This window comes from Shimia aestuarii (assembly GCF_900114635.1).
GTDB classification, from domain to species: Bacteria; Pseudomonadota; Alphaproteobacteria; order Rhodobacterales; family Rhodobacteraceae; genus Shimia; species Shimia aestuarii.
In genome coordinates this window covers 34,549-55,995 of sequence record NZ_FOTQ01000012.1, presented here as the reverse complement: position 1 = coordinate 55,995, position 21,447 = coordinate 34,549, and the positions used below count along the sequence as shown (strand labels likewise).

Sequence of the window (21,447 nt, the reverse complement as noted above, 5' to 3'; positions counted from 1 at the left end):
CTCCTTTGGAACGAAGAGTATGACACGAATCCCTCGAAAAACCGTTCCCATTCCCACGCCAAAACCCTAAGATGCGAAAAATCATCTCGCTGAGGCGCATTATTTAGAAATGAAAAACCATGCAACTTGATGCCAAGGACCGCCGCCTTCTCGCCCTGATCGAACGCGACAGCCGCCTGTCCAACGCGGAACTGGCCGAACAGGTCGGCATGTCCACCTCGGCCTGCTGGCGCCGGATCAAGGCGTTTGAAGAGGCCGGGCTGATCGACGGCTACGGCGCGCGCCTGCGTCCGGAAAAGCTGGGCCTTGGCTTTCATGCCATCGTGCATGTCCAGCTGACCCGGCACGACAAACCGGCTCTGAAGCGCTTTATCGAGGTCATCCCCAACCGCCCCGAGGTGCGCGATTGCTTTGCCACCACCGGCGCGGCAGATTATCACCTGCGCATCCGCTGCACCGACATCGACGCCTATAACCGTTTTCTCGAAGACGTGTTGTTCACCCTGCCCGCCGTGCGCTCGGCCCAGACCAACGTCATATTGCGCGACCTGAAATCCCGCTGACTCCGCCCCGGACTTGATCCGGGGCTCCGCGCCGGGTACTGCGTATGAAACCAAGCGAGAAACTTCCCATGACCCGCAAAGTCACCATCCTGAACGGCCCCAACCTCAACCTGCTCGGCAAACGCGAACCCGAAATCTACGGCTCGGACACGCTCGAGGACGTCGCCAACAACTGCGCGACACTGGGCAAGGATCTCGGGATCGACACGACGCTGTTACAGTCCAACCACGAAGGCCAGCTGATCGACTGGATTCACGCGGCCCGCGAAGATTCGGACGGCATCATCATCAACCCCGCGGCCTTCACCCATACTTCCGTGGCCATCCTCGATGCGCTCAATACCTTCAAGGGCCCCGTGCTCGAAGTGCACATCTCCAACGTGCATCAGCGTGAAAGCTTCCGGCACCATTCTTATGTTTCGCTGCGCGCCAACGGCGTGATCGCAGGCTTCGGGGTTGAGGGCTACGAACTCGCCCTGCGCCGCATGGCAACCCTTCTGGGATAAGCAATCCCGCGCGGAATCAAGGCCGCAGGCCGCCGCGCGATCGCCAGCATTGACCGGCAGGCGCTTTTCTAAAGAAAATCTGCCGAGAGGGGCCACCCCTACCGCTTCTTCATCGCATCCAGCAACGCCGCACCCAGCGCACCATTGCCGCTGTCCGGCTTCGAACGCGTCTGAGGCTTGCCACCGCCCCCACGCGGCCCCTTACCCGGACCACCGCGCCCCTGCGGCCCGCCGCGCTCGTTGCGCGCCTCGCGCGCCGAGGTGCCGCCATCCTTCTTCATGCTAAGGCCAATCCGCTTGCGCGCGACGTCCACCTCGGTCACGCGCACCTTCACGACATCCCCCGCCTTGACCACCTCATGCGGGTCCTTCACGAACCGGTCCGCCAGCTGGCTCACATGCACCAGCCCATCCTGATGCACCCCGATATCCACAAACGCGCCAAAGGCTGCCACGTTTGTCACCGTCCCCTCCAGCATCATGCCCGGCTTGAGGTCGGTAATCTCCTCGACCCCATCGGCAAAGGCCGCCGTCTTGAAGGTCGGGCGCGGATCACGCCCCGGCTTTTCCAATTCGCTCAAAATGTCGCGCACCGTCGGCAGACCAAACTGCGCATCCACGAATTCTTCCGCCCGCACCCGCTTCAAGGCGCCCTCATCCCCCATCAAGGACCGCACATCGCGCCCACAGGCTTTCACGATCCGCCGCGCAACGTCATAGGCCTCGGGATGCACCGCACTCGCGTCCAGCGGCTCTGAACCGTCCCTGATCCGCAGGAAGCCGGCGCATTGCTCAAACGCCACCGGCCCCAGCCGCGCCACCTTCAGCAACTCCTTGCGCGAGGCAAAGGCGCCATTGGCATCGCGGTGCGCCACGATCGCCTCGGCCAATCCCGGCCCAAGCCCCGACACATGCGCCAAGAGCGGTGCCGACGCCATGTTGAGGTCCACGCCAACCGCGTTCACCGCATCTTCGACCACCGCCTCCAGCGACTTTCCAAGCCGGAACTGGTCCACATCATGCTGATACTGGCCCACACCGATCGACTTGGGTTCGATCTTCACCAACTCCGCCAGCGGATCCTGCAAGCGCCGCGCTATCGACACCGCCCCGCGCAAGGACACGTCCAGCCCCGGAAATTCCCGCGCTGCCAGCTCGCTCGCCGAATACACGCTGGCCCCGGCCTCGCTCACCACCACCTTGGTCGGCGCCTTCACACCCTTCGGCAACAGCTTCAACACATCGCCCACCAACCGCTCGCTCTCGCGGCTCGCCGTGCCATTACCAATCGCGATCAGCTCCACGCCATGCTTGGCAATCAGCCCCAGCAAAACCGCCTCGGCCCCGCGCACGTCGTTCTTGGGCTGGAACGGATAGATCGTCGCCGTGTCCAAAAGCTTGCCCGTGGCATCCACCACCGCCACCTTGCAGCCCGTGCGAATACCCGGATCCAATCCCAGCGTCGCCTTGGCCCCCGCTGGTGCGGCCAAGAGCAAATCCTTGAGGTTGCGCGCAAAGACGGCAATCGCCTCTTCCTGCGCCCGCGCCCGCAGCTCGCCCATCAGCTCAACCGTCATCGTGAGCGAAAGCTTCACCCGCCAGGTCCACCCGGCCACCTTGCGCAGCCACAGATCCCCCGGCCCGTCGCCACGCGTTTCCAATTGCGCGGCCACCATGCTCTCGGCCCGCTCCTTGCCGCCCTCGGGGTCCGGCCCGATATCCATCGAGATCACACCCTCTTTGCTGGCCCGCATCATCGCCAGCGCCCGGTGGCTCGGAACCTTGGCCCAAGGTTCCGCATGGTCGAAATAATCCGAGAACTTCGCCCCGGCCTGTTCCTGCCCCGGAATGACCCGCGCCGTGACAATCGCCTCTTTCTGCAAAAAACTGCGCAGCTGCCCCAACAGGTCTGCATTCTCGCACAGCCCCTCGACAATGATATCCCGCGCGCCTTCAAGCGCCGCCTTCTCATCCGCGACGGCCTCGCTCAGATAGCCTTTGGCGAGACACTCCGGATCAGCATTCCGGTCTGCCAAAATCGCCTCGGCCAACGGCTCCAATCCGTTTTCGCGGGCAATCATCGCCTTGGTACGCCGCTTGGGTTTGTAAGGCAGGTAAATGTCTTCCAGCGCCGCCTTGGTTTCCGCCCCGGCAATCGCCTTGGCAAGGTCATCGCTCATCTTGTCCTGTTCCGTGATCGACGCCGCCACGGTCTCGCGCCGCGCCTCCAGCTCGCGCAGATAGACCAGCCGATCCGACAGGGTCCGCAGCTGCGTATCATCCAGCCCGCCGGTCACTTCTTTGCGGTAGCGCGCCACAAACGGCACCGTCGCCCCCTCGTCGAGCAGCTTGACCGCCGCCCCCACCTGTTCGGGCCGGGCTCCGATCTCGGTTGCGATTGTCCGTGAAATGCGCGCGCTCGTGTCCAAAGGTCTGTCTCCTGCCTGACTCGGGGAAGCTCTTTCTAACGCCCCCTCGATTCGCCGCCAACCGCGTTTCGCCCCACCAAACCCTGCAATTTCGCGTCACCGCCGCGCGGGTCGTAAACCCAGCGATTTCAGCGCAAAATACCGACGCGATACCGACGTGATACCGCAAGGGTTTTTCGACGTTAACCCAACGCCTTACCCCCGATTCGCGGCGCTCAGCGCCCGCCCACATCCTCGGGCGCAATCGACACGGTCTTAACCACTGCGTAACACTTCACCCCGGGCACCAGCCCCAGCGCATCCGCAGAGCGCCGCGTCACCCGCGCCAGCACCGGCCCGGCATTTGTCTTGACCGAGACAATTGCCCCCGGCCCATCGCCCGCGCGCACCGCATCAATCTCACCAGCCATCATGTTGAGCGCCGAAAGCCCCTTGGGTTCCTCACGGCTCAAGATCACGTCATGCGCCGCGATCCGCACCCGCATCAACGTACCAATCCGTTGCGAAATCCTTGGCAAAAACAACGGGTTGCCGCCCGCGTCCAGCTCGCTCAACCCATCCTCGTGATGCGCCACAACCCGCGCCTCAAGCACCGCGCCCACGGCCCGCACCCCGGCGGGAGTGAACCCCGGATCACCCAGCACTTCGGCGGCCGGACCCACCCGGCTCACCCGTCCCCGCTCCAGCGCCACAACCGTCGTCGCCAGCCGCGCCACCTCGCCCATCGAATGGCTCACATACAGGATCGGCACATCCGCCTCATCCCTAAGCCTCTCAAAATAAGGCATAATCTCGGCCTTGCGCGCCTCGTCAAGCGCCGCAAGCGGTTCATCGGCCAGGATCAATCGGGGCCGCGCCAGCAACGCCCGCCCAATCGCCACCCGCTGTTTTTCGCCACCCGACAGCATCCCCGGACGCCGCCCCAAAAGCGGTTCAATCCCGAGCATGTGGACCACTTTATCGAGCTCGGAAACCGCCCCGTCTTTCGGCGCAAACCTCTGACCATAAGCCAGATTTTGCTTCACACTCATATGCGGAAACAGCCGCCCCTCCTGAAACACATAGCCAAGCCGACGCTTGTGGGGCGGCAACCAGATGCCCGCCGCGCTATCCTGTAAAACCCAGTCATCGACCGCCACGCGCCCCACGCTCCCACGCGACAGCCCGGCCACCGCGTTGATCAGGGTTGTCTTGCCCGAACCCGAGGCCCCAAACAGCACTGTCGCCCCCGTGGGTGCCTCGAAATCCACATCCAGGTCGAAGCCTTCAACCTTTTGTTTTACCTTGACAAAAAGGCTCATTCCCCACCAACCCGGCGCGCGAGATAACGCCCTATGAACTCGCTCAGCAACAGCGCCGCCATGGCCACAAAGACCGACACCATGACCAGCCGCAACGCCGCCGTTTCCCCCCCGGGCACCTGCAGGAAACTGTAGATCGCAGAGGGCAGCGTGCGTGTCTGACCGGGAATGTTGGACACAAAGGTGATCGTTGCCCCAAACTCGCCCATCGCCTTGGCAAAGGCCAACACCGCCCCAGCCAGAATTCCCGGCAATATCAAGGGCATGGTTACCGTGAGGAACACCCAGATGCGCGACGCCCCCAAGGTCGACGCCGCCTGTTCCAGCTTCGGGTCGACCGCTTCAATCGACAACCGCACCGCCCGTACCAAAAGAGGAAAAGCCATCACCGCCGCCGCCAAGGCCGCCCCGGTCCAGCGGAACGCAAAAACGATACCCAACTCCTTGAGAAAGCTTCCAAATCCGCCCTGTGTTCCGAAGGCCATCAACAGCAGATAGCCGGTCGCGACAGGAGGCAGGATCAGCGGCAGGTGCACCAGCCCATTAACCAATTGCTTACCCGGAAAGGACCAGCGCGCCAGCGCATATGCCACGAAAATCCCCGGCCCCAACGCCCCCAGCGTGGCCCAGAACGCCACCTTGAGCGACAACGCCACCGCCGCCCATTCCTCAGGCCCCAACCAGTCGGTCATGACCCGCCCTCCGACCGCATCCGGAACCCCTGCCTCTCAAACGCCGCGCGCGCCGTATCGCCTTGCATATATTGCAGAAAATCCACTCCGAGACCGCGTCCACGCCCCGCAACAACCGCCGCCGGATAGATGATTTCCGGCACCAAGTCTGCCGGGAAAGCGCCAACGATCACAACATCATCACTGGCGCGCGCATCGGTTTCATACACGATCCCCAACGGCGCCTCCCCCAAAGCAACCAACGCCAACGCGGCCCGCACATTGTCGGCCTGTGCAACCTGTGGCGCAACATCGTCCCAGACGCCAAGCGCGCTCAACGCGGCCTTGCCATATTGCCCGGCAGGCACCCCGTCGACCAAGGCCATCGCCAGCCGCCCATCGCCCAAAAGCAAGCGCACATCCTCGCCAATCACCGGGCGCGCCACGGGCACCGCCCCTTTCGGCGCGATCAGCACAAGTTGGTTTTCCAAGAGATCGACCCGACTCTCCGAAAGCACCAACCCTTTGTTTTCAAGGTAATCCATCCACATCGTGTTGGCCGACAGATAGACATCCGCAGGCGCGCCATACGCGATCTGACGCGCCAGGGCCGACGATCCCGCCAGCGATACCACCACGCGATGCCCCGTCTCGGCCTCAAAGGTTTCGGCAATCTCGTCCAGTGCATTCTTGAGGCTGGCAGCCGCAAAAACCGTCACCTCACCCGCCATGGCAGCCGACGCCAAGCCCCCTAGGAACAGGGTCAGAACAGCCACAAGGCCTATCAATCCACGGCGCCTGACCATCATTCTCCCGGGGTGGAACACTTTCGATTTCAAAGGGATACCGAATAACCCCCGTTGTCGCAACACGCGCCTTCCCGCTTGAGCCGGACGCAAGACTTGCTAAGACTGCTGCCAGCAGTCGAGGAGGAACGCATATGACACAACGCCCTGTCCTGATCGCCGGAGGCGGCATCGGCGGCCTGAGCGTCGCCCTGACCCTGCACCAGATCGGCGTGCCCTGCATCGTCTTCGAAGCGGTTGACGAACTGCGTCCGCTTGGTGTTGGCATCAACCTGCAACCCAATGCCGTGCGCGAATTGTTCGATATGGGATTCTCGCGCGAAGACCTTGATAAGGTTGGCGTTTCTGCCAAGGAATGGGCGCTCGTCGGGCTCAACGGAAATGACATCTACGCCGAACCACGTGGCGAAGAGGCGGGCTATAACTGGCCGCAATACGCCGTGCACCGGGGCACCTTCCACATGATGCTGTATGACGCCTTCATCGCCCGCGCCGGGCAAGATGCCGTGCAGCTTGGTGCGCGGGTCACCGGCTATGAAAATAACGCGGACGGAACCGTAACGGCCGTGATCGAACAGGCCGACGGCACCACACGGCACGAAACCGGTTCGTTGCTCATCGGGGCCGACGGTATCCATTCCGCGATCCGCGCGCAGATGCATCCCGACCAACCCCCGATCCATTGGGGCGGCGCGCTGATGTGGCGCGGCACGACCCGGTGCAAGCCGATCCGCACCGGTTCGTCCTTTGTCGGGCTCGGCACACATCGTCACCGCATGGTGATCTACCCGATCTCTGCACCCGATCCCGAGACGGGTGAGGCCGAAGTGAACTGGATTGCCGAGGTCACCGTCGACAACACCGAGGACTGGCAGAAAAGCGGCTGGTTCCGGCAGGTCGAGATCGACGAATTCGTGCATCACTTCAAAGACTTCACCTATGACTGGCTCGATGTGCCCGCGATGATCCGCGGCGCCGACATCGCCTTTGAAAACCCGATGATCGACCGCGATCCCATCCCCACCTGGCGCGATGGCGCTGTTGCCCTGATCGGGGATGCGGCCCACGCCATGTATCCCACCGGGTCCAACGGGGCGAGCCAGGCGGTGATTGATGCTCGAACGCTTGGCGCAGCGATGCTGGAGAACGGCGTCACGTCCGCAGCGCTGGCCGCGTATGATGCCAAGCTCTGCGGCCCGGTGTCGGACCTCATCCTGCGCAATCGCGGTGCCGGGCCGTTTGGGCTTCTGAACCTCGTGGAAGACCGCTGTGGCGGCGTGTTCGAAAACATCGACGACGTGATCCCCGCGCAGGAACGGGCCGACTTCATGGCCGGGTACAAGGCAGCCGCAGGCTTTGCCATCGACACGCTGAACGCGGCCCCGCCGATTATTCCCGCAGGGGCCAAGGCCTGACCTGTCACGCGGGTTCGAACAACTCCTGCCAGCGGTGACAGGCCACCTCGTGCCCTTCCGCCTCCGCATGTTGCAAGCTCGGCTCCTCGACCTTGCAGCGATCCACCGCATGAGGGCAGCGGGTGTGGAACTTGCAGCCTGACGGCTGGTTCGTCGGAGATGGAATCTCGCCCTCGAGCTTCTGCGTCTTGCCCCGGTCATCCGGGTCCAGCGATGGGATCGCGGAAAACAGCGCCTTGGTATAGGGATGCTTGGGCGCATTGAACAAGGTCCGCGTCGGCGCGGTTTCCACCAGCCGCCCGAGGTACATCACGGCCACATGATCACAGGTGTGCGCCACCACCGACAGGTCGTGACTGATGAACATGAAGGTCAGGCCCAGATCACGCTGCAACTCTTTCAAAAGGTTAAGCACATCCGCCTGAATTGACACGTCAAGCGCCGCCACACTTTCATCCGCCACCACGAATTTCGGATCGCTGACCAGCGCCCGCGCAATCGAAATTCGCTGACGCTGCCCCCCGGAAAACGCATGCGGAAAGCGGCGCAGGTGTTCGAGGTTCAAACGGCACTTGGCGGCAATCTCGCGCACCTTTTCATCCGTTTCCGCTCGAGAGGACGTTAGCCCCATCACCTCAAGCGGTTCGGCAATGATGTCGCGCACAGTCATGCGCGGGCTCAGCGCGGCATAAGGATCCTGAAAGATCAACTGCGCCCGCTTGCGGTAATCCTTGAGCTCGGTCCCTCCAAGTTCAGCCAGATCATACTGCACCTCACCATCGTCATAACGCGCATGACCGCCGGTGATCGGCACCGCCTTCAAAAGCGCGCGGCCCAGCGTTGTCTTGCCGGACCCGGACTCGCCCACAAGCCCAAAGAACGACCCCTTCTCGATCTCGACAGTCACTCCGTCGACGGCCTTCAGGATCTGCTTGTTGAACATGCCCTTGCCGATCTGGAACCCCACGGACAGCCCATCGGCACGGATCAGGATATCGCCACTCATGCGCGCGCTCCCTTGGGATAGATGTGACACGACACGGAATGGTTCCCATCGAGATCATAGCGTTCGGGCAACGCCTTCATGCACTGGTCACCCACCACCTGAGAACAGCGGGTATGGAACACGCAGCCACTTGGCCGCTCGAGCGGCGACGGGATGTCGCCCGGCACCGGCGTGAGCGGTGCGTCGAGATCATCAAGCTTGGGCAGGGCCGACAAAAGCCCTTGTGTATAAGGGTGCGCCGGGGTGCGGATCACTTCGCGCACCGGGCCTTCCTCGATTAACTCGCCAAGATACATCACCGAGACTTTGTCGGCAGTCTGGGCCACCACGCCAAGGTCATGGGTGATGAAAATGATACCCATGTGAAACTCGTTCACGAGGTCTTTCATCAGGTCGATCACCTGCGCCTGGATGGTCACGTCAAGCGCGGTCGTCGGCTCGTCCGCGATCAAAAGCTTGGGCTGGGTCGACAAGGCCATGGCGATCATCGCCCGCTGGCGCATCCCGCCCGACAATTCGAACGCGTACTGATCGAACCGCTTATGCGCATCCGAAATCCCAACCCGATCCAGCATCTCCACCGAGATTTCCTTGGCCTTGGCCTTGGACATGTCTCCGTGCAGCATCAGCTGTTCAACCATCTGTTTGCCGATGGTGATCGCCGGGGCAAAACTGGCCATCGGCTCCTGGAAGATCATCGAGATCGCCCCGCCGCGCACAACCTGCAATTCCGACGGTTTGCGCAGCGACAGCACGTCGACCTCCCGATCATCCAGATGCAGCGTGATCTTGCTTTCGGGGCTGTAAACCGCGTTGCGGGCATTGAGATGCATCAACGCCTTGGCCGTGACCGACTTGCCCGACCCGGACTCACCCACCAGCCCCATCACCTCGCCCTTCTTGAGCGAGAAACTCACATTGTCGACAGCCGTGATCAGACCTTCATCGGTCTTGAACTGCAGCGTCAGGTTTTCAACGTCAATCAAGCTGCTCATTTATGGGAATCCGAATAGGGGTCAGCGGCATCGCGCAGGCCATCGCCCACGAAAACGAAAGCCATCACAAGCACGATGAAAAAGATCACCGGGATGAAATACCACTGATAGTTCAACATCACGTCGGCACTGGTCGCCTTTTGCAGCATCACGCCAAGCGAACTGACCGGGTCTTTGAGACCCAGACCGATAAAGGACAGCGCGGTTTCGCTCAGCACCATGTAGGGGAAGGAAATCACAAGGTCGACGATGATATAGCTGGTGAAACTGGGCAGCAGGTGGCGGCGGATCACGTGGCTGGACGAGGCACCGCAAAGTTGGGCCGCCAATACGTATTCCTGATTGCGCTCGGTCAGAAGGTGCGTGCGCACGCGTCGCGCCAGCGTGGGCCAGCCGATGAAGCCAAGGATCAGGGATATGTAAAAGAACCTGGCCTCGGCACTGGTCTCGGGAGGCATGAATGCCGCCACGGCCATGAAAAGCGGGATCGCAGGCACAACCCGCACCGCATCCGTGATCATCTGTATGAACCCGTCAATCGCGCCACCGTAATAGCCGGCCACCCCTCCTATGATCAGGGCCAGCACAAAGGCGATGAACACACCGATGGACCCGACCTGCAACGAGGTCCAGACCGCGTGCAGGGTGCGCGAGAATATGTCCTGCCCGTCCTCATCCGTGCCGAACAGGTGGATCTTGCCCCCTTCGACACCGAACAGATGCAGGTTGCCGGGGATGAATCCAAAAAGCTTGTAACGGTCCCCTGTCACGAACCACTGCACGTAAAGCCGCTTGTCTTCGTTGACCGTTGTCACCCAGCGGAAATTGGTCGCCATGGACCGCTCACGTTCCACCGCGTGAATGAAGGGACGGATAGAACATCCGTTCTTGTCGCAGAACTGCATGAGCTGCGGCGCGCCGTTGGTATAGTCCTTGTCCCGCCCGGCAATCGTCGGGTCATAGGGCGACAGGAACGGCGCTAACAGCCCGGCAAGGATCAGGGCGATAAGAACGAAAGCCGCCACCATCGCCGTTCGCTGCTTCTTGAAGCGCGCCCAGATCAGCTGCCGCTGCGAGGCGGTGAAATAGGCTTCCTTGGCTTTCTGATCCTCTGCCGACAACGGCCCTTCAGTCTGTGTTTGGCTGGTCATGGCTTACCTCAGGATGCTCTTGCGGACGCGCGGATCAAGCACCGCCAGCATCACGTCAGTCAGGAAGTTGAGCGTCACGATGGACGCGGTCAGCAAAAAGATGATCGCCCCTGCAAGCTGCTGATCGTTCGACCGCGCCAGCGCGTCGATTAGCAACGCCCCTGCCTCGGTCAGCGTCAGGATCAGTGCGACAATGGGCAGTTCGTTGAAGATCCGGTTGAGGTCGAACCCGAGCGAATTGACGATCGGCCCCAGAGCATGACGCGCCGGATAGTTCCACAAAAGCTTGCGCCCGAACACGCCCCGCGCCGATGCGGCCGTCACATAAAGCTTGCCGATCTCGTCCGACATCAGAGCCCGAACGGTCTGAAGCGCAAAGGCCGTGGCCGACCACCCGAGGATAAAGATTGGAAGCCAGGCATGTTTGAGCAGATCGACAAACTTGGCCCAACTCCACGCCGCATCCCGGTATTCCTTGGAAAACAGCCCGGTTAACGTTTCCCCGAACCAGACGGTTGATATCAGCATTATCATCAGCGCCAGCAGGAAGTTCGGCATGGCAAGGCCAAAATAGCTGATGAATTTCAGTGTGTTGTTCAGCGTGGCATTGTTCGACGCCGCCGCGATGATGCCCACCGGAATGGCAATCGCATAGGCCAGAACCAGCGAGGCAAGACAGATGCCAAGCGAGAACCAGAACTTCTGGCCCAGAAGGTTGGCAATGTTCACTCGAAGGATACAGCTATCCCCGAATTCACCCTGAAAGGCGTTGGTGATCCAGATCGTCCAGCGGGTCAGGAACGGTTTGTCCAGCCCAAGCCGCTGGCGTTCCACCTCGATATCGGCCACCGAAATGCCCGACCCTTGGGTGTTCTTGAAAGCAAGATAGCGTTCGGCGCAATCACCGGGCACCAGCTCCATGAGTGAAAACACGACCAGCGACACGATGATCAGCGTGAGCAGCGCCATCAATGCCCGTGTCAGAACAAAGCGTCCGAATTGCAACATAAGTTCGGTCCCATATCCCGTGGCCTCTTGTGGGCGCATCGGGTTTCTCTGTTGGTGTCGGGGGCGTCATGTCGCGCCCCCGATCTTTTGTTGGTCCCGTTTTGGCACGGGCCAGATCGCTCAAGAGTGACCGGCCCGCGCTGGAACGGTAGGTCCAGTTTGTTGCGGCTTATTCGTCCAGCCACCACTGCGTGGCGCGGTACGGATAGGTCCGGTAGTACTCATACGAATGCGTCTTGAACTCGACAAAGTTCTGAACACGGTTCGACTGGTAGATCGGCGCAGGCGCGTTCACCGTCCCGATGAACATCAGTTGCTTGGTCATCACGTCGACCATGCGCGCACCCGCGTCGTTGAACGCATCCGAACCCTGCGGCGCAGATTGCAGCGTGTTGATGTCGTCGATCATCGCCATCGCCCAGTCCGCCGGCTTTTCACCTGCGCTGCCACCCGAAGAGATATGTTCGGCCCACAGCATCGCGTTGCGCACCCCGAAATAGTTCTCGTAAGGCGGCACCCAAAGCTCGTTGTTGCCAAGCACGATGGCCAGCGGCTGACCCTTGCGCCACATTGCAACGTCAAGCTGGTTCGAGGACTGTGCCGAGCGATATTCGTCCGGGGTCACTTCCTTGACGACCGACTGAACGCCAACTTCGGCCCAGTACTGCGCGACCAGTTCCACTGTCTGACCGGCGATGCCCTGCGTCGAGAAGTTCAGGTTCAGAACCAGCTTGTCACCGTTGGGCAGTTCGCGGAACCCGTCGCCATCGGTATCTTTCATACCCATCGCGTCCAGACGCTCATTTGCACCGGCCGGATCGAAATTGGCCATATAGCCCTTGAGATTCGCATCCGCGAATTCAGGCAGCGGCGAGAAGCCGACATATTGCTGCGGCGTACCCAGTCCGAAGAAGCCAACCTCGTTGAGCTCGTCACGGTTGATCGCCAGCGACATCGCTTCGCGGAAGCGGATATCGGCAAACGCCGCGCGCTTGCCCGCATCGGGATGCGTGACGTTGAAGCCAAAGACACCCATGGTGATCTCTGGCCGCAGGTAGATCGAGTAGTTCCCGCTCTCCTGGTTTTCCAGCAGGATCGGCGCCGAAGCGAGCTGCAGCGACTGCGACTTGTAGTCGACCTCGCCATTCACAAGCTTCAGGATACGCACTTCGTTGTCGTTGATATAGACTTCATCCTGCTCCGAGATATAGGGCAGTTGGTTGCCCGCCGTATCCACCTGATGGAAATATGGGTTGGCGACCAGATGACGGCCTTCAGGCGTCTCGGTCACGACGAAATGGCTCTCCAGCGTCGGTACGGCCGCCTTGGGCAGACCGGCCACGCGATCCGGGATCGAGAGCATCGGGCTTGGCGTGTCGGTCCAGTCCGAGTTGCCATAATAGGCCTTGATCGCATCGTACCCGTTTTCGAATCCAAGCGCTTGCGCGTTTGCATCCGCGTTCGGGTCGATATCCGGGTGGAACTGGCCAAGGAAATGCTTGGGCTGGAAGCCCTGCGCAAACGAGTTGGCAAAGTGCGCCGTCAGGCCCGGCTTGGGTGCCGGCAGTTTGAAGATCACGGTCACATCATCCGGCGTGTCCACCGTCATCCGTTCTCCACCAACAAGGGCATAGTCCTTGGGTTCGGAGAAGATGTTCGTGTCCATCATCAGGTTGTCATACCAGAACTTCACATCCGCCGAGGTGAACGGCGCGCCGTCCGACCACTTGTGACCCTTGCGCAGTTTAAAGGTCAGCTGCGTGAAATCATCGTTCCAGGTGAACGACTTGGCGATGTTCGGCACGATGGTCTGCAAATCATCCGAGAACCGGGCGAGGTTCACGTGGCGCACTGACAGGAAGTCCGAGGTCCCGGCTTCGGGCGCGTTCGACAGCACATCCAGCGTGCCACCGTATTTCCCGACCGAGGCATAGGGCACCATGACCAGCGGTTCTTCGGGCAGACGCTCGGCCAGCGGCGGCAGATCGCCGTTGCCCTGGATGCGCGCATTCAGCGCCGCTGCATCCGGGTTGCCGGAAAATTCCATCTTGCAGCCTGCGGCGGCTTCAAATTCCGAGACTTCGTATTGTTGTGGGTTGGCGCCGGGCGCGACGCCCTGCATGTCCGCGACCGTGATAGCCGGGCAACTCGCCATGGCGGCGACAGGCATCAATGCGATGGCTGCACCGGATAGAAGTAGACGTTTCATATGACCTCCAGTTGGTTATCAGTTTCGGCAGTTGGATCCGCCTTTTTCTAGAACGCAATGTTATGCGCCGGATTATGCTCGACGAGCCAGCAAGGTGGCGTGGCGTGCCTGGTCCTGTCATGCGGGCGTTTCCACCCTGTGTCCTATGACATGCATGTAACCGTTTTCTTTCAGCCACGAGGATCGTTCCACTTTGGCGCCACATCACACAGCCTCAAAACCAAGCCGTGCGAAATCCGGGCGCCGGACGATCACCCCCTCAAACTTCTGGTGTTTACCCCCTTGGTTTTAACTGGACCCAGCAAACCCGGTTTCCAAAAACCGATCAAGCATTTTGTCGCACCCCTTTCACCTATGTGCTTGTTTTTCCGAAACTTGCCGACGCAATACGCACATCGAAACCCGCCCGTTGTCCGCAACCGCGCCCCCAACCCCTTGCGAAACAGGCCCCTTTCAGCCCCCAGAGACTGCATCTCTCTAGCTGGCAGCGCGTCAGCCCTTGCTCCGGGGGACGAACATTCACGCGCCGCTCTTGAGAGAGAGGCTGATGGACATTGATTCCCCGCTTTGCCTAAACTGCGCGCAGGAGGCGGCGGCGATGTCTGACATAAAAGAACCTCACGCGACCCATCGGGAAGTGGAACTGCTCGACACATTGCGTTCCGAGGGAGGGTCGGCGCGCACCGCACGGCTGGCCGAAATGCTGAATGTCAGCGAGGAAACCGTGCGCCGCACGGTCAAGGCACTTGCCAAGGCGGGCCGCGTGGAGCGCGTGCATGGCGGCGTCTACCTCTCCAATACCGAGGCCCTCAGCCCTGTCGGCTTGCGGCTTGAGACACGGACAGCGGAAAAGCTCGCCATCGCCCGCGAAGTTGCCCGCCAGATACCCTCAGGATCCTCGGTCTTTCTCGACGTGGGCAGCACCACCGCCTTTGTGGCCGAGGCGCTTGCGGCGCACAAGGACCTGACGATCATCACCAACGGGCTGCACGCCGCCAATGCGCTTGCAGCACAAGGCACGCACCGCGTGTTCTTTGCTGGTGGCGAATTGCTGCCCGATATCGGGGGCACCGTCGGAAAAGGCGCCATCGAATTCGTGACGCAATTCAGCATCGACACCGCCGTGTTTTCCATTGATGGGGTCGACCTGAATTCCGGGTTCCTGCTGACTGTTTCTTCAGAAGCCGACCTTGCCCGCGCCGTGGCGGCGCGGGCGCAGCGTACTATCGTCGCCTGTGACAGCGCCAAGTTCGGAAGCCGGGCGCCCATCGTTGCCTTCCCGACCGGCTGCGTCGACCTTGTCGTGTCCGACCAGCCGCTGGCCCCGGCCTTCACGACCCAGTTTGCCCTGTGGGAAGTCGAGGCCATCATTGCCCCCTGAGCGCGCCCGCTTTAGCCGTGGCGCGCCTGCCGGATCGGGCCGTTGCTGGTGATCTGGTCCAGAGACAGGGTGTGGTCCATGTTGCGCATCCGATGGCGCAGCATCACGCGTGTCAGACGCAACATGTCGGCAGCATAATCCGGGTCATCCGCGACATTCTCGAATTCGCCGTTATGCGCATGGTCAAACAGGATCGGCGGCAGGTCACAGGCGAATTCGACCAGCGTGAACCGCCCATCGCGCAATATGCCCAGACAGGATTCGCTGGCCCCCGTGCCAAGTTCCTGCTGCCAGACCGTCGGTTTCTTCAGGTCCGCGAAATCGAACTCGGAAAACGAAAAAGCGCGCCAATCCGACGGCACAGAACCGCGCAGCAGGGGCAGCAAAGACCGCCCGTCGACCGAGTTCGGAATGGCCTGCCCGATCCAGTCGAGGATGGTCGGGACGATGTCGATGGACTCGGTCGGCGCATCAATCCGCGCCCCGGCCTGCGCCGCGTTTTCCGGCAACCGCACGATCAATGGAATACGATAGGCCGCGTCAAAAACCGACATCTTGCCCCAGGCGTGATGATCCCCCAGCAATTCGCCATGATCTGCCGTCACGATCAGCAGCGTCGAATCGTATTGCTCACTGTCCTTGAGGTATTTCACGACCCGTCCGATATGGTGGTCCACCTCGGTCGCCAGCCCGAGATAGACCGCCCGCGCGCCCTGCGTGACCTCGTCATTCACCTCGAAACCGGGAAAGCCGAAGAACGGCGTTGCCGGCGTTTCCTTGAGCTGTGCCGGCCCCATGAACGGATGCAGCGCCGCCGCCTCTTCCGGCGTCGCTGCGCGGGTCGGCATCGGCAGGGCCTTTGGGTCATACATCCGGTTATAGGGTTCCGGCGCGATCAGGGGCCAATGTGGGCGGATATAGGTCAGATGGGCAAACCAGTTTTCCGTGTGATATCCCGCGATCGTGTCGATGAACCGGTCCGTCAGGAACGCGGTGTCGCTATCCTCGGCCCGGTAAAACGCGGGATCACCGATCCGCGCCTCCCGTCCCTCCGGAGTGACGGGTTTGTAGACGTTTTCGTACCCGCCAAACTCATAGCCCTTGTGGATTAGGTGAGCGCGCCACGGGAAAGACATTTCCATGCGCATTTCCAGCATCTCGTGAAATCCGTTCATCGGGTATTCATAAGTCTGCACTGCCGGGTCCTTGGGGTCGTGAATCCGCGGGTCCGCCGCCGTATCGGTATAGCCGAAGACCATCGGCAGATATCCCGCCTTGCGGATTTCCGTGGCAAGGTTGGCCGTGTCATGTCGCAAGGGCGTGCCGTTGCGCACCGACCGGTGGTTCATCGCGTATTGCCCGGTCAAAAGCGAAACCCGCGCCGGGCCGCAGGGGCTTGTGACCGTGTAGTGGCGATCGAAACTCACCGCATCCTGCATCAGCGCCCGCAGGTTGGGCAGATCCACATGATCCGCCAGGGCACCGGCCACGCAGTCGGCGCGCAGCTGGTCGATGGTAATGAACAGCACGTTTTTCTGGGCACTCATCCGGCGTCTCCCCAAGTGTCTTTCCTGAAATTCTAGGAAAGCCCGCCCTCCCGGTCCACTGGAATCAGCCTGTGCCGCAACGTGCCGAACCTATTCTCTGGCCGCCTGCAGAACAGCCTCGATCCGCGCAAGGGTGGCGGTGTTGACCGCAACCCCATCTTCGCGCGCTGCAAGCCGTTTTTTGCGCCTTCCGTCACCGGGAAGGTGTGCGCCCTCCTGATCATGGATCGCCCCGACCAGATCGCGCATGCGATCGGCAAAGCCCCCGGCCGAGCTGACCGTTGGATCAATCGCCAGGAACATCTGCCCCGTGCGCGGCGGCCCGCCTGCCGTCCCCGAAAAAGGCGAAGCGTGAATGCCCAGCGTCGCCCCAGTCATGGCCGCCGCCATGATCTCGGTCAGCAGGGCAACGCCCACCCCCTTGTAACCGCCGGACGGCGCCATCGACCCTTTGAGCCCCACCTCGGGGTCTGTCGTGGGATTGCCATCCGCATCCAGCGCCCAGCCAACCGGGATCGGTTTGCCTTCGCGCGCATGTTTCATCACTTCGGACTTGGCAATCGTGCTGGCGGATTGATCAATCAACACCGACGGCTCGCCATTCGCGCCGGGCGCCGCAATCGAGAACGGATTGGTGCCCACAACGGGCCGCGCACCGCCCGACGGCGCAATCGACGCCGGGGCATTGGTAAACCCGAGCCCCAGCAGGCCCGCCTGTGCCAACCGATAGGTATGATACCCCAACACTCCGCAATTATAGCTGTTGTGGATCGCCAAAGCCGCAATGCCCTGTTCCCGCGCCAGCGGGATCAGCCGGTCAAAACCCGCGTCAATCGCCGCGTGGGCAAACCCGGTCGCGGCATCCACCGTCACCACGCCGGGCCGGGGCTGCGTGACAACCGGGATCGCCTGCCCATCCACCTTGCCGCATTGCACATGCTCGCAATAGATCGGGATATAGGCGAGACCGTGACTGGCAACACCATCGGCCTCGGTCGCTGCCGTCGCAACCGCCAGCGGGCGGGCGTTTTCCTCGGATGTACCTGCGGCCACCAGCGCGCGCAGCGACAGGTTTTCGATTTCAGCAAGCGTCAGGGTTCGTGTCTCAATCATGGCATCCTCGGATCAATCATTGTCTGTGGTTCCAGCACCTGCCCCCAGAAGGCGGCTCTCCTCGGTGGCAGGGGCATAGGTGCGATGGGCAAGCGCACTCAGCATGTCCCAGGCTTCGGGGTCCGGCGTCGCACGCGTGGCAAGGGCGGCAACATCGCCCAATTCTCCCCCCGCCATGACCTGCACCGCCGCCGCGACCGGAACCGCGCCCCGCAACGACAGGCGCGCTCCGTTCGTGACCGCCTCGAAACCGTCCCCCCGCACCATAACCGTTGTGCCGAGCCGACGCGCCGCCATGGCGGCAAAGGGTAGAAGAAACACCGGAACCGGTGCCGCTTCAAATGATTTCGGCGTCGAGACAAGCTGTGCCGCTTCATCCGACAGCGCCAACCCCATCCCAATCGGGCAGTCTGCACAGGGCAAACAGTCTTCCATTCCCTTTGCCGCGCACCCCTGCCGCCGCGCCAGCACGCGCGCCAGTACTGCAACCCCGTCTATACCCTGCGCGCAAAGCCAGCGCGTCGCTTTCGAGGCCTCCTCGGCCAGTCCCCATGGGTATCCGGCCCCGCGCGTCGCCTTCTTGGCCATTGCCTCGACTTCGTTCAGCGAAAAGGTCATGCCGTTTCCTCCGGATACACCCAAAGATCGGCATTCTCGCAGCTCAACTCTTCGGGATAAGGCGCGCCGGAGTACATGTTGACCCGGACCCAGCGATCCGAACGGGGATCAAACCGCGTCACGCCAAAAAACGACAGCTTCGCCCGCAGCATGTCAATCGGCATGACATCCGCCGCGATCGTGTTGGATTGCAGTTCTCCATAAGGTGCGTTCAGGGACATTTGCGCGCGGCGCACCGTGTGGCGGTGTTCGGGGTGTCGCGCAAGAAACCGAGCCACCGGGGCGGCTTGATCCCACGTCGACAGCACATCCTCTGCCGCCGCCGCATCCCGCGCCGGGGCCAGCGGTTGTTCATAGGCGTCGATCGGTTCCTCGAACCGTTCGCCAAGGCGCGGCTCAAGCTTTTCCTCGGACACATACCAGGCACGGGCACAGTTTTCAGGCGCCGCCCAGTCAATCCCAAACGCCCAGCCGAACCGCGCCCGCATCAGCGCGCGCACCGCCCCCACCGTCATGCTTCCGTCGATATGAAACGCCTCGGGCGCATCGTCCGACATGGTGGACCCCAACGCGTCGACCAGCTCGGGATAGGGTTCAAGGATCAACGAGGCCAGCAGCTCCTGCCCTTCTTCGCTCAGCGCACCAGCGGCCCAGTGCATGAGCGTGTCCCATGGGCTGGGCTCGGCCAATCCCTCTGCTTCAAGATGCGCTTCAAGCGCCGCAAGATCACGTTTCAGGCTCGCCACCTTCTCGATCTGAACGGGATGGTCCGAGCGCCACATCTCAACCGACACCTTGCTCCGCTCCAACAGCTTGCGAAACTGCGCAAGCGCTTCAGGTGTTGCATGCGCCACCGAACGCACCCGCGCTATCGCGGTTTCCCGCGCCCTGATCCAGTTGTTGAACAGGATCGGGTGGTTGATGATATAGGGCGCCATCCCGAGCCCGGTGGAATTTCCGATCCCCAACCGCCGCGCCAGCGCCGGATCAAGCCCGACCGCCACGTCTCCGCCGCGCGCCCGCGCCATGTGCTCCACAAGGTCACGCACGAACCAGCGGGTCAGGTAGACCGACAGCATTTCGGCCTGGAACGGGGCCTGCATCTCGGGCCGGTCCGCGATCATTTCGCGATCCGCCGCGCCCAGCTTTCCCGACCCGTAGACCGCCGTCGTGCGCATCAGGTAGCCAACCGCGTCAAGTTGCGCCGGTTCCGGCTGCCGCCCCTCGGACAGCGCCTCGACCACATGCGCCCAAAGCCGGACCGACCGGTTTGCACGGCTGACCGAGATTTCGCGCGCGCTCACCCGCCCGGCTTCCTGCAATGGAACGTTCTTGGCCAGCCTGTCGATGTCGGCCTGCTCCGGAATGCCGTCAAACAGGGTGAAGGTCGCATCCCACGCCTTCGCGATCACCCGGTCCGAACGCATTTCGGCAGGCAGATCATGGGCAAAAGCCACCAGCGAATAAGCCCGCTCGGGCCCTTGTGCGGTATAGACCGCCACCCCCACACCCCGCGCATCCATGTCAAATCGCGACTGCGCGAACACCCAACCCTCGACCGCCATCCGTCGCGTGAGCTGACGCATGAAGCTCAACCGGCATTGATGCAGCGACCCCAGCCGCGACAGGGTCATGACCTGTTCCGGGGGGCGCAGCTCAACCATGCTTCTCTCCCATCGGCCCGAAATTCTCGGCAAAGAAACGATACCAGTTGCCGCCCATGATCCCGGCCACCTCGTCAGCGCTCATGCCAACGTCGCGCAATCCCTGCTCGATATTGCCAAAATCACGGTTGTCCCGGAACCAATCCGGCATGGGCGGAAACCCGGGGGCCGCCTGTGAGCCTTCGCCATAGTCGATGTCCTTGGTCCAGCGTCCCACGCGCATCCACTCCACAACACTGTCGGGTTGATCCTGACACAGGTCCGACCCGATCCCCAAATGCGCCGTGCCAAACTTGTCCGCCGTCCGCGCAATCATCTCGCAGAAATCGGTGAGCGTGCAGGCCGACTTGCCCCGAAGGTGGTGCGGATAGAGCGAGAACCCGAACATGCCGCCGTTCTGCGTCACGGCCCGGATCACCTCGTCCCGCTTGTTGCGCAGGGCCGGTTGCCAGTCATGCGGGTTGGCATGGGTGATCGTGATCGGCCTCTGCGAATGATCGGCGGCCTCGATGGTCGAACGGTCGCCCGAATGGCTCATGTCCACGACAAGCCCGACCCGGTTCATCTCCTTCACCACCTGCTTGCCCATTCGGGTCAAACCGCTGTCTTCGGCCTCGTAACAGCCGGTCGCCAGAAGGGATTGGTTGTTATAGGTGAGCTGCATGAAGCGCGCGCCCAGCGAGTGCAGAATTTCAACCAGCCCGATATCATCCTCGATCGGGGACGGGTTCTGGAAACCGAAGAACACCGCCGTGCGCCCGGTTTGGCAGGCTGCGTCGATGTCGGACGCCCACTGCCCCTTCATGATCAGGTCGGAATATTGCTCGAACCAACGGTTCCACTTTTCAAAGTTCAGAACAGTTTCCCGGAATGTCTCGTGATAGGCGATGGTCACGTGGATCGCGTCCACCCCACCTTCGCGCAGCTGACGAAAGATCTTCTCGCTCCAGTTGGCATATTGCAGACCATCAATGCGCATCGCTTGGCCCCCTTCGTACCGGCACTCCGCTCCTGCCAAGCGGCACAGCTCGATGGTGGACTTGACCAGCGCCTTTCGTCAAACT

At 61.8% G+C, this 21,447-nt stretch carries 18 protein-coding genes; 4 read left to right on the top strand and 14 right to left on the bottom strand.

Annotated elements, in window-relative coordinates; translation table 11 throughout:
- Window positions 1–119: 119 nt before the first annotated feature.
- Together BMZ35_RS18980 and aroQ are read left to right on the top strand one after the other, a co-directional pair.
- Window positions 120–563, top strand: a complete 444-nt coding sequence (locus BMZ35_RS18980; protein ID WP_093096553.1) for an Lrp/AsnC family transcriptional regulator — start codon at window positions 120–122, stop codon at window positions 561–563.
- Window positions 564–631: 68 nt separating this feature from the next.
- On the top strand, window positions 632–1,069 hold the full coding sequence (aroQ, locus tag BMZ35_RS18975; RefSeq protein WP_093096549.1) for a type II 3-dehydroquinate dehydratase: 438 nt from the start codon (window positions 632–634) through the stop codon (window positions 1,067–1,069).
- Window positions 1,070–1,167: 98 nt separating this feature from the next.
- On the opposite strand, the gene BMZ35_RS18970 is transcribed toward aroQ, so the two are convergent.
- The 4 genes from BMZ35_RS18970 to modA form a co-directional block, all read right to left on the bottom strand.
- On the bottom strand, window positions 1,168–3,498 hold the full coding sequence (locus BMZ35_RS18970; RefSeq protein WP_093096546.1) for a Tex family protein: 2,331 nt from the start codon (window positions 3,496–3,498) through the stop codon (window positions 1,168–1,170).
- Between the two features lie 215 nt (window positions 3,499–3,713).
- Window positions 3,714–4,799: a molybdenum ABC transporter ATP-binding protein gene (gene modC / locus BMZ35_RS18965; RefSeq protein ID WP_093096544.1), complete on the bottom strand. Its 1,086-nt coding sequence runs from the start codon at window positions 4,797–4,799 to the stop codon at window positions 3,714–3,716.
- Complete coding sequence (modB, locus tag BMZ35_RS18960; RefSeq protein WP_093096541.1) at window positions 4,796–5,491, bottom strand: molybdate ABC transporter permease subunit; 696 nt, start codon at window positions 5,489–5,491, stop codon at window positions 4,796–4,798. Before modB ends, modC begins: the two co-directional genes overlap by 4 nt.
- Entirely contained in the window at window positions 5,488–6,279 is a 792-nt protein-coding gene (gene modA, locus BMZ35_RS18955) for a molybdate ABC transporter substrate-binding protein (protein WP_093096539.1), read from the bottom strand. Before modA ends, modB begins: the two co-directional genes overlap by 4 nt.
- A 131-nt stretch (window positions 6,280–6,410) precedes the next feature.
- Here modA and BMZ35_RS18950 point away from each other — a divergent pair, with 131 nt between their 5' ends.
- Window positions 6,411–7,691: a flavin-dependent oxidoreductase gene (locus BMZ35_RS18950; RefSeq protein WP_093096536.1), complete on the top strand. Its 1,281-nt coding sequence runs from the start codon at window positions 6,411–6,413 to the stop codon at window positions 7,689–7,691.
- 4 nt (window positions 7,692–7,695) lie between these two features.
- Here BMZ35_RS18950 and BMZ35_RS18945 read toward each other — a convergent pair whose 3' ends face one another.
- From BMZ35_RS18945 to BMZ35_RS18925, 5 genes are all read right to left on the bottom strand, one after another.
- Window positions 7,696–8,697, bottom strand: a complete 1,002-nt coding sequence (locus BMZ35_RS18945; protein ID WP_093096532.1) for an ABC transporter ATP-binding protein — start codon at window positions 8,695–8,697, stop codon at window positions 7,696–7,698.
- A complete protein-coding gene (locus tag BMZ35_RS18940; protein ID WP_207503027.1) occupies window positions 8,694–9,692 on the bottom strand; it encodes an ABC transporter ATP-binding protein in 999 nt (332 codons plus the stop codon). Before BMZ35_RS18940 ends, BMZ35_RS18945 begins: the two co-directional genes overlap by 4 nt.
- Window positions 9,689–10,843 (bottom strand): ABC transporter permease, encoded by a 1,155-nt coding sequence (locus BMZ35_RS18935; protein ID WP_093096530.1) that lies wholly within the window; start codon window positions 10,841–10,843, stop codon window positions 9,689–9,691. Before BMZ35_RS18935 ends, BMZ35_RS18940 begins: the two co-directional genes overlap by 4 nt.
- A 3-nt stretch (window positions 10,844–10,846) precedes the next feature.
- Entirely contained in the window at window positions 10,847–11,851 is a 1,005-nt protein-coding gene (locus BMZ35_RS18930) for an ABC transporter permease (RefSeq protein ID WP_093096648.1), read from the bottom strand.
- A 169-nt stretch (window positions 11,852–12,020) separates the two neighbouring features.
- Complete coding sequence (locus BMZ35_RS18925; RefSeq protein WP_093096525.1) at window positions 12,021–14,060, bottom strand: ABC transporter substrate-binding protein; 2,040 nt, start codon at window positions 14,058–14,060, stop codon at window positions 12,021–12,023.
- A gap of 598 nt (window positions 14,061–14,658) precedes the next feature.
- Between BMZ35_RS18925 and BMZ35_RS18920 the strand changes: the two genes are divergently transcribed.
- The gene (locus BMZ35_RS18920; RefSeq protein WP_093096645.1) at window positions 14,659–15,441 is read left to right on the top strand and encodes a DeoR/GlpR family DNA-binding transcription regulator; all 783 of its coding nucleotides are present in this window, start codon (window positions 14,659–14,661) and stop codon (window positions 15,439–15,441) included.
- 11 nt (window positions 15,442–15,452) lie between these two features.
- Here BMZ35_RS18920 and BMZ35_RS18915 read toward each other — a convergent pair whose 3' ends face one another.
- The 5 genes from BMZ35_RS18915 to BMZ35_RS18895 form a co-directional block, all read right to left on the bottom strand.
- The gene (locus BMZ35_RS18915) at window positions 15,453–16,988 is read right to left on the bottom strand and encodes an alkaline phosphatase family protein (RefSeq protein ID WP_093096522.1); all 1,536 of its coding nucleotides are present in this window, start codon (window positions 16,986–16,988) and stop codon (window positions 15,453–15,455) included.
- Window positions 16,989–17,078: 90 nt separating this feature from the next.
- The gene (locus tag BMZ35_RS18910) at window positions 17,079–18,101 is read right to left on the bottom strand and encodes an Ldh family oxidoreductase (protein ID WP_093096519.1); all 1,023 of its coding nucleotides are present in this window, start codon (window positions 18,099–18,101) and stop codon (window positions 17,079–17,081) included.
- A gap of 12 nt (window positions 18,102–18,113) precedes the next feature.
- Complete coding sequence (locus BMZ35_RS18905) at window positions 18,114–18,719, bottom strand: DUF3726 domain-containing protein (RefSeq protein ID WP_093096515.1); 606 nt, start codon at window positions 18,717–18,719, stop codon at window positions 18,114–18,116.
- On the bottom strand, window positions 18,716–20,383 hold the full coding sequence (locus BMZ35_RS18900; protein ID WP_093096511.1) for a hypothetical protein: 1,668 nt from the start codon (window positions 20,381–20,383) through the stop codon (window positions 18,716–18,718). Before BMZ35_RS18900 ends, BMZ35_RS18905 begins: the two co-directional genes overlap by 4 nt.
- Window positions 20,376–21,362 carry a membrane dipeptidase gene (locus tag BMZ35_RS18895; RefSeq protein WP_093096508.1) on the bottom strand — a complete coding sequence of 329 codons (987 nt, stop codon included), beginning with the start codon at window positions 21,360–21,362 and terminating at the stop codon, window positions 20,376–20,378. Before BMZ35_RS18895 ends, BMZ35_RS18900 begins: the two co-directional genes overlap by 8 nt.
- Window positions 21,363–21,447 lie beyond the last annotated feature (85 nt).

What these genes read in the sequence shown, in the direction of transcription:
- BMZ35_RS18925 (WP_093096525.1), bottom strand. Translation starts at nt 14,060, where the DNA reads ATGAAACGTCTACTTCTATCCGGTGCAGCCATCGCATTGATGCCTGTC.
- BMZ35_RS18980 (WP_093096553.1), top strand. Translation starts at nt 120, where the DNA reads ATGCAACTTGATGCCAAGGACCGCCGCCTTCTCGCCCTGATCGAACGC.
- BMZ35_RS18945 (WP_093096532.1), bottom strand. Translation starts at nt 8,697, where the DNA reads ATGAGTGGCGATATCCTGATCCGTGCCGATGGGCTGTCCGTGGGGTTC.
- BMZ35_RS18930 (WP_093096648.1), bottom strand. Translation starts at nt 11,851, where the DNA reads ATGTTGCAATTCGGACGCTTTGTTCTGACACGGGCATTGATGGCGCTG.
- BMZ35_RS18920 (WP_093096645.1), top strand. Translation starts at nt 14,659, where the DNA reads ATGTCTGACATAAAAGAACCTCACGCGACCCATCGGGAAGTGGAACTG.
- modB (WP_093096541.1), bottom strand. Translation starts at nt 5,491, where the DNA reads ATGACCGACTGGTTGGGGCCTGAGGAATGGGCGGCGGTGGCGTTGTCG.
- BMZ35_RS18950 (WP_093096536.1), top strand. Translation starts at nt 6,411, where the DNA reads ATGACACAACGCCCTGTCCTGATCGCCGGAGGCGGCATCGGCGGCCTG.
- aroQ (WP_093096549.1), top strand. Translation starts at nt 632, where the DNA reads ATGACCCGCAAAGTCACCATCCTGAACGGCCCCAACCTCAACCTGCTC.
- BMZ35_RS18895 (WP_093096508.1), bottom strand. Translation starts at nt 21,362, where the DNA reads ATGCGCATTGATGGTCTGCAATATGCCAACTGGAGCGAGAAGATCTTT.
- BMZ35_RS18935 (WP_093096530.1), bottom strand. Translation starts at nt 10,843, where the DNA reads ATGACCAGCCAAACACAGACTGAAGGGCCGTTGTCGGCAGAGGATCAG.
- BMZ35_RS18940 (WP_207503027.1), bottom strand. Translation starts at nt 9,692, where the DNA reads ATGAGCAGCTTGATTGACGTTGAAAACCTGACGCTGCAGTTCAAGACC.
- BMZ35_RS18910 (WP_093096519.1), bottom strand. Translation starts at nt 18,101, where the DNA reads ATGATTGAGACACGAACCCTGACGCTTGCTGAAATCGAAAACCTGTCG.
- BMZ35_RS18905 (WP_093096515.1), bottom strand. Translation starts at nt 18,719, where the DNA reads ATGACCTTTTCGCTGAACGAAGTCGAGGCAATGGCCAAGAAGGCGACG.
- modA (WP_093096539.1), bottom strand. Translation starts at nt 6,279, where the DNA reads ATGATGGTCAGGCGCCGTGGATTGATAGGCCTTGTGGCTGTTCTGACC.
- modC (WP_093096544.1), bottom strand. Translation starts at nt 4,799, where the DNA reads ATGAGCCTTTTTGTCAAGGTAAAACAAAAGGTTGAAGGCTTCGACCTG.
- BMZ35_RS18915 (WP_093096522.1), bottom strand. Translation starts at nt 16,988, where the DNA reads ATGAGTGCCCAGAAAAACGTGCTGTTCATTACCATCGACCAGCTGCGC.
- BMZ35_RS18900 (WP_093096511.1), bottom strand. Translation starts at nt 20,383, where the DNA reads ATGGTTGAGCTGCGCCCCCCGGAACAGGTCATGACCCTGTCGCGGCTG.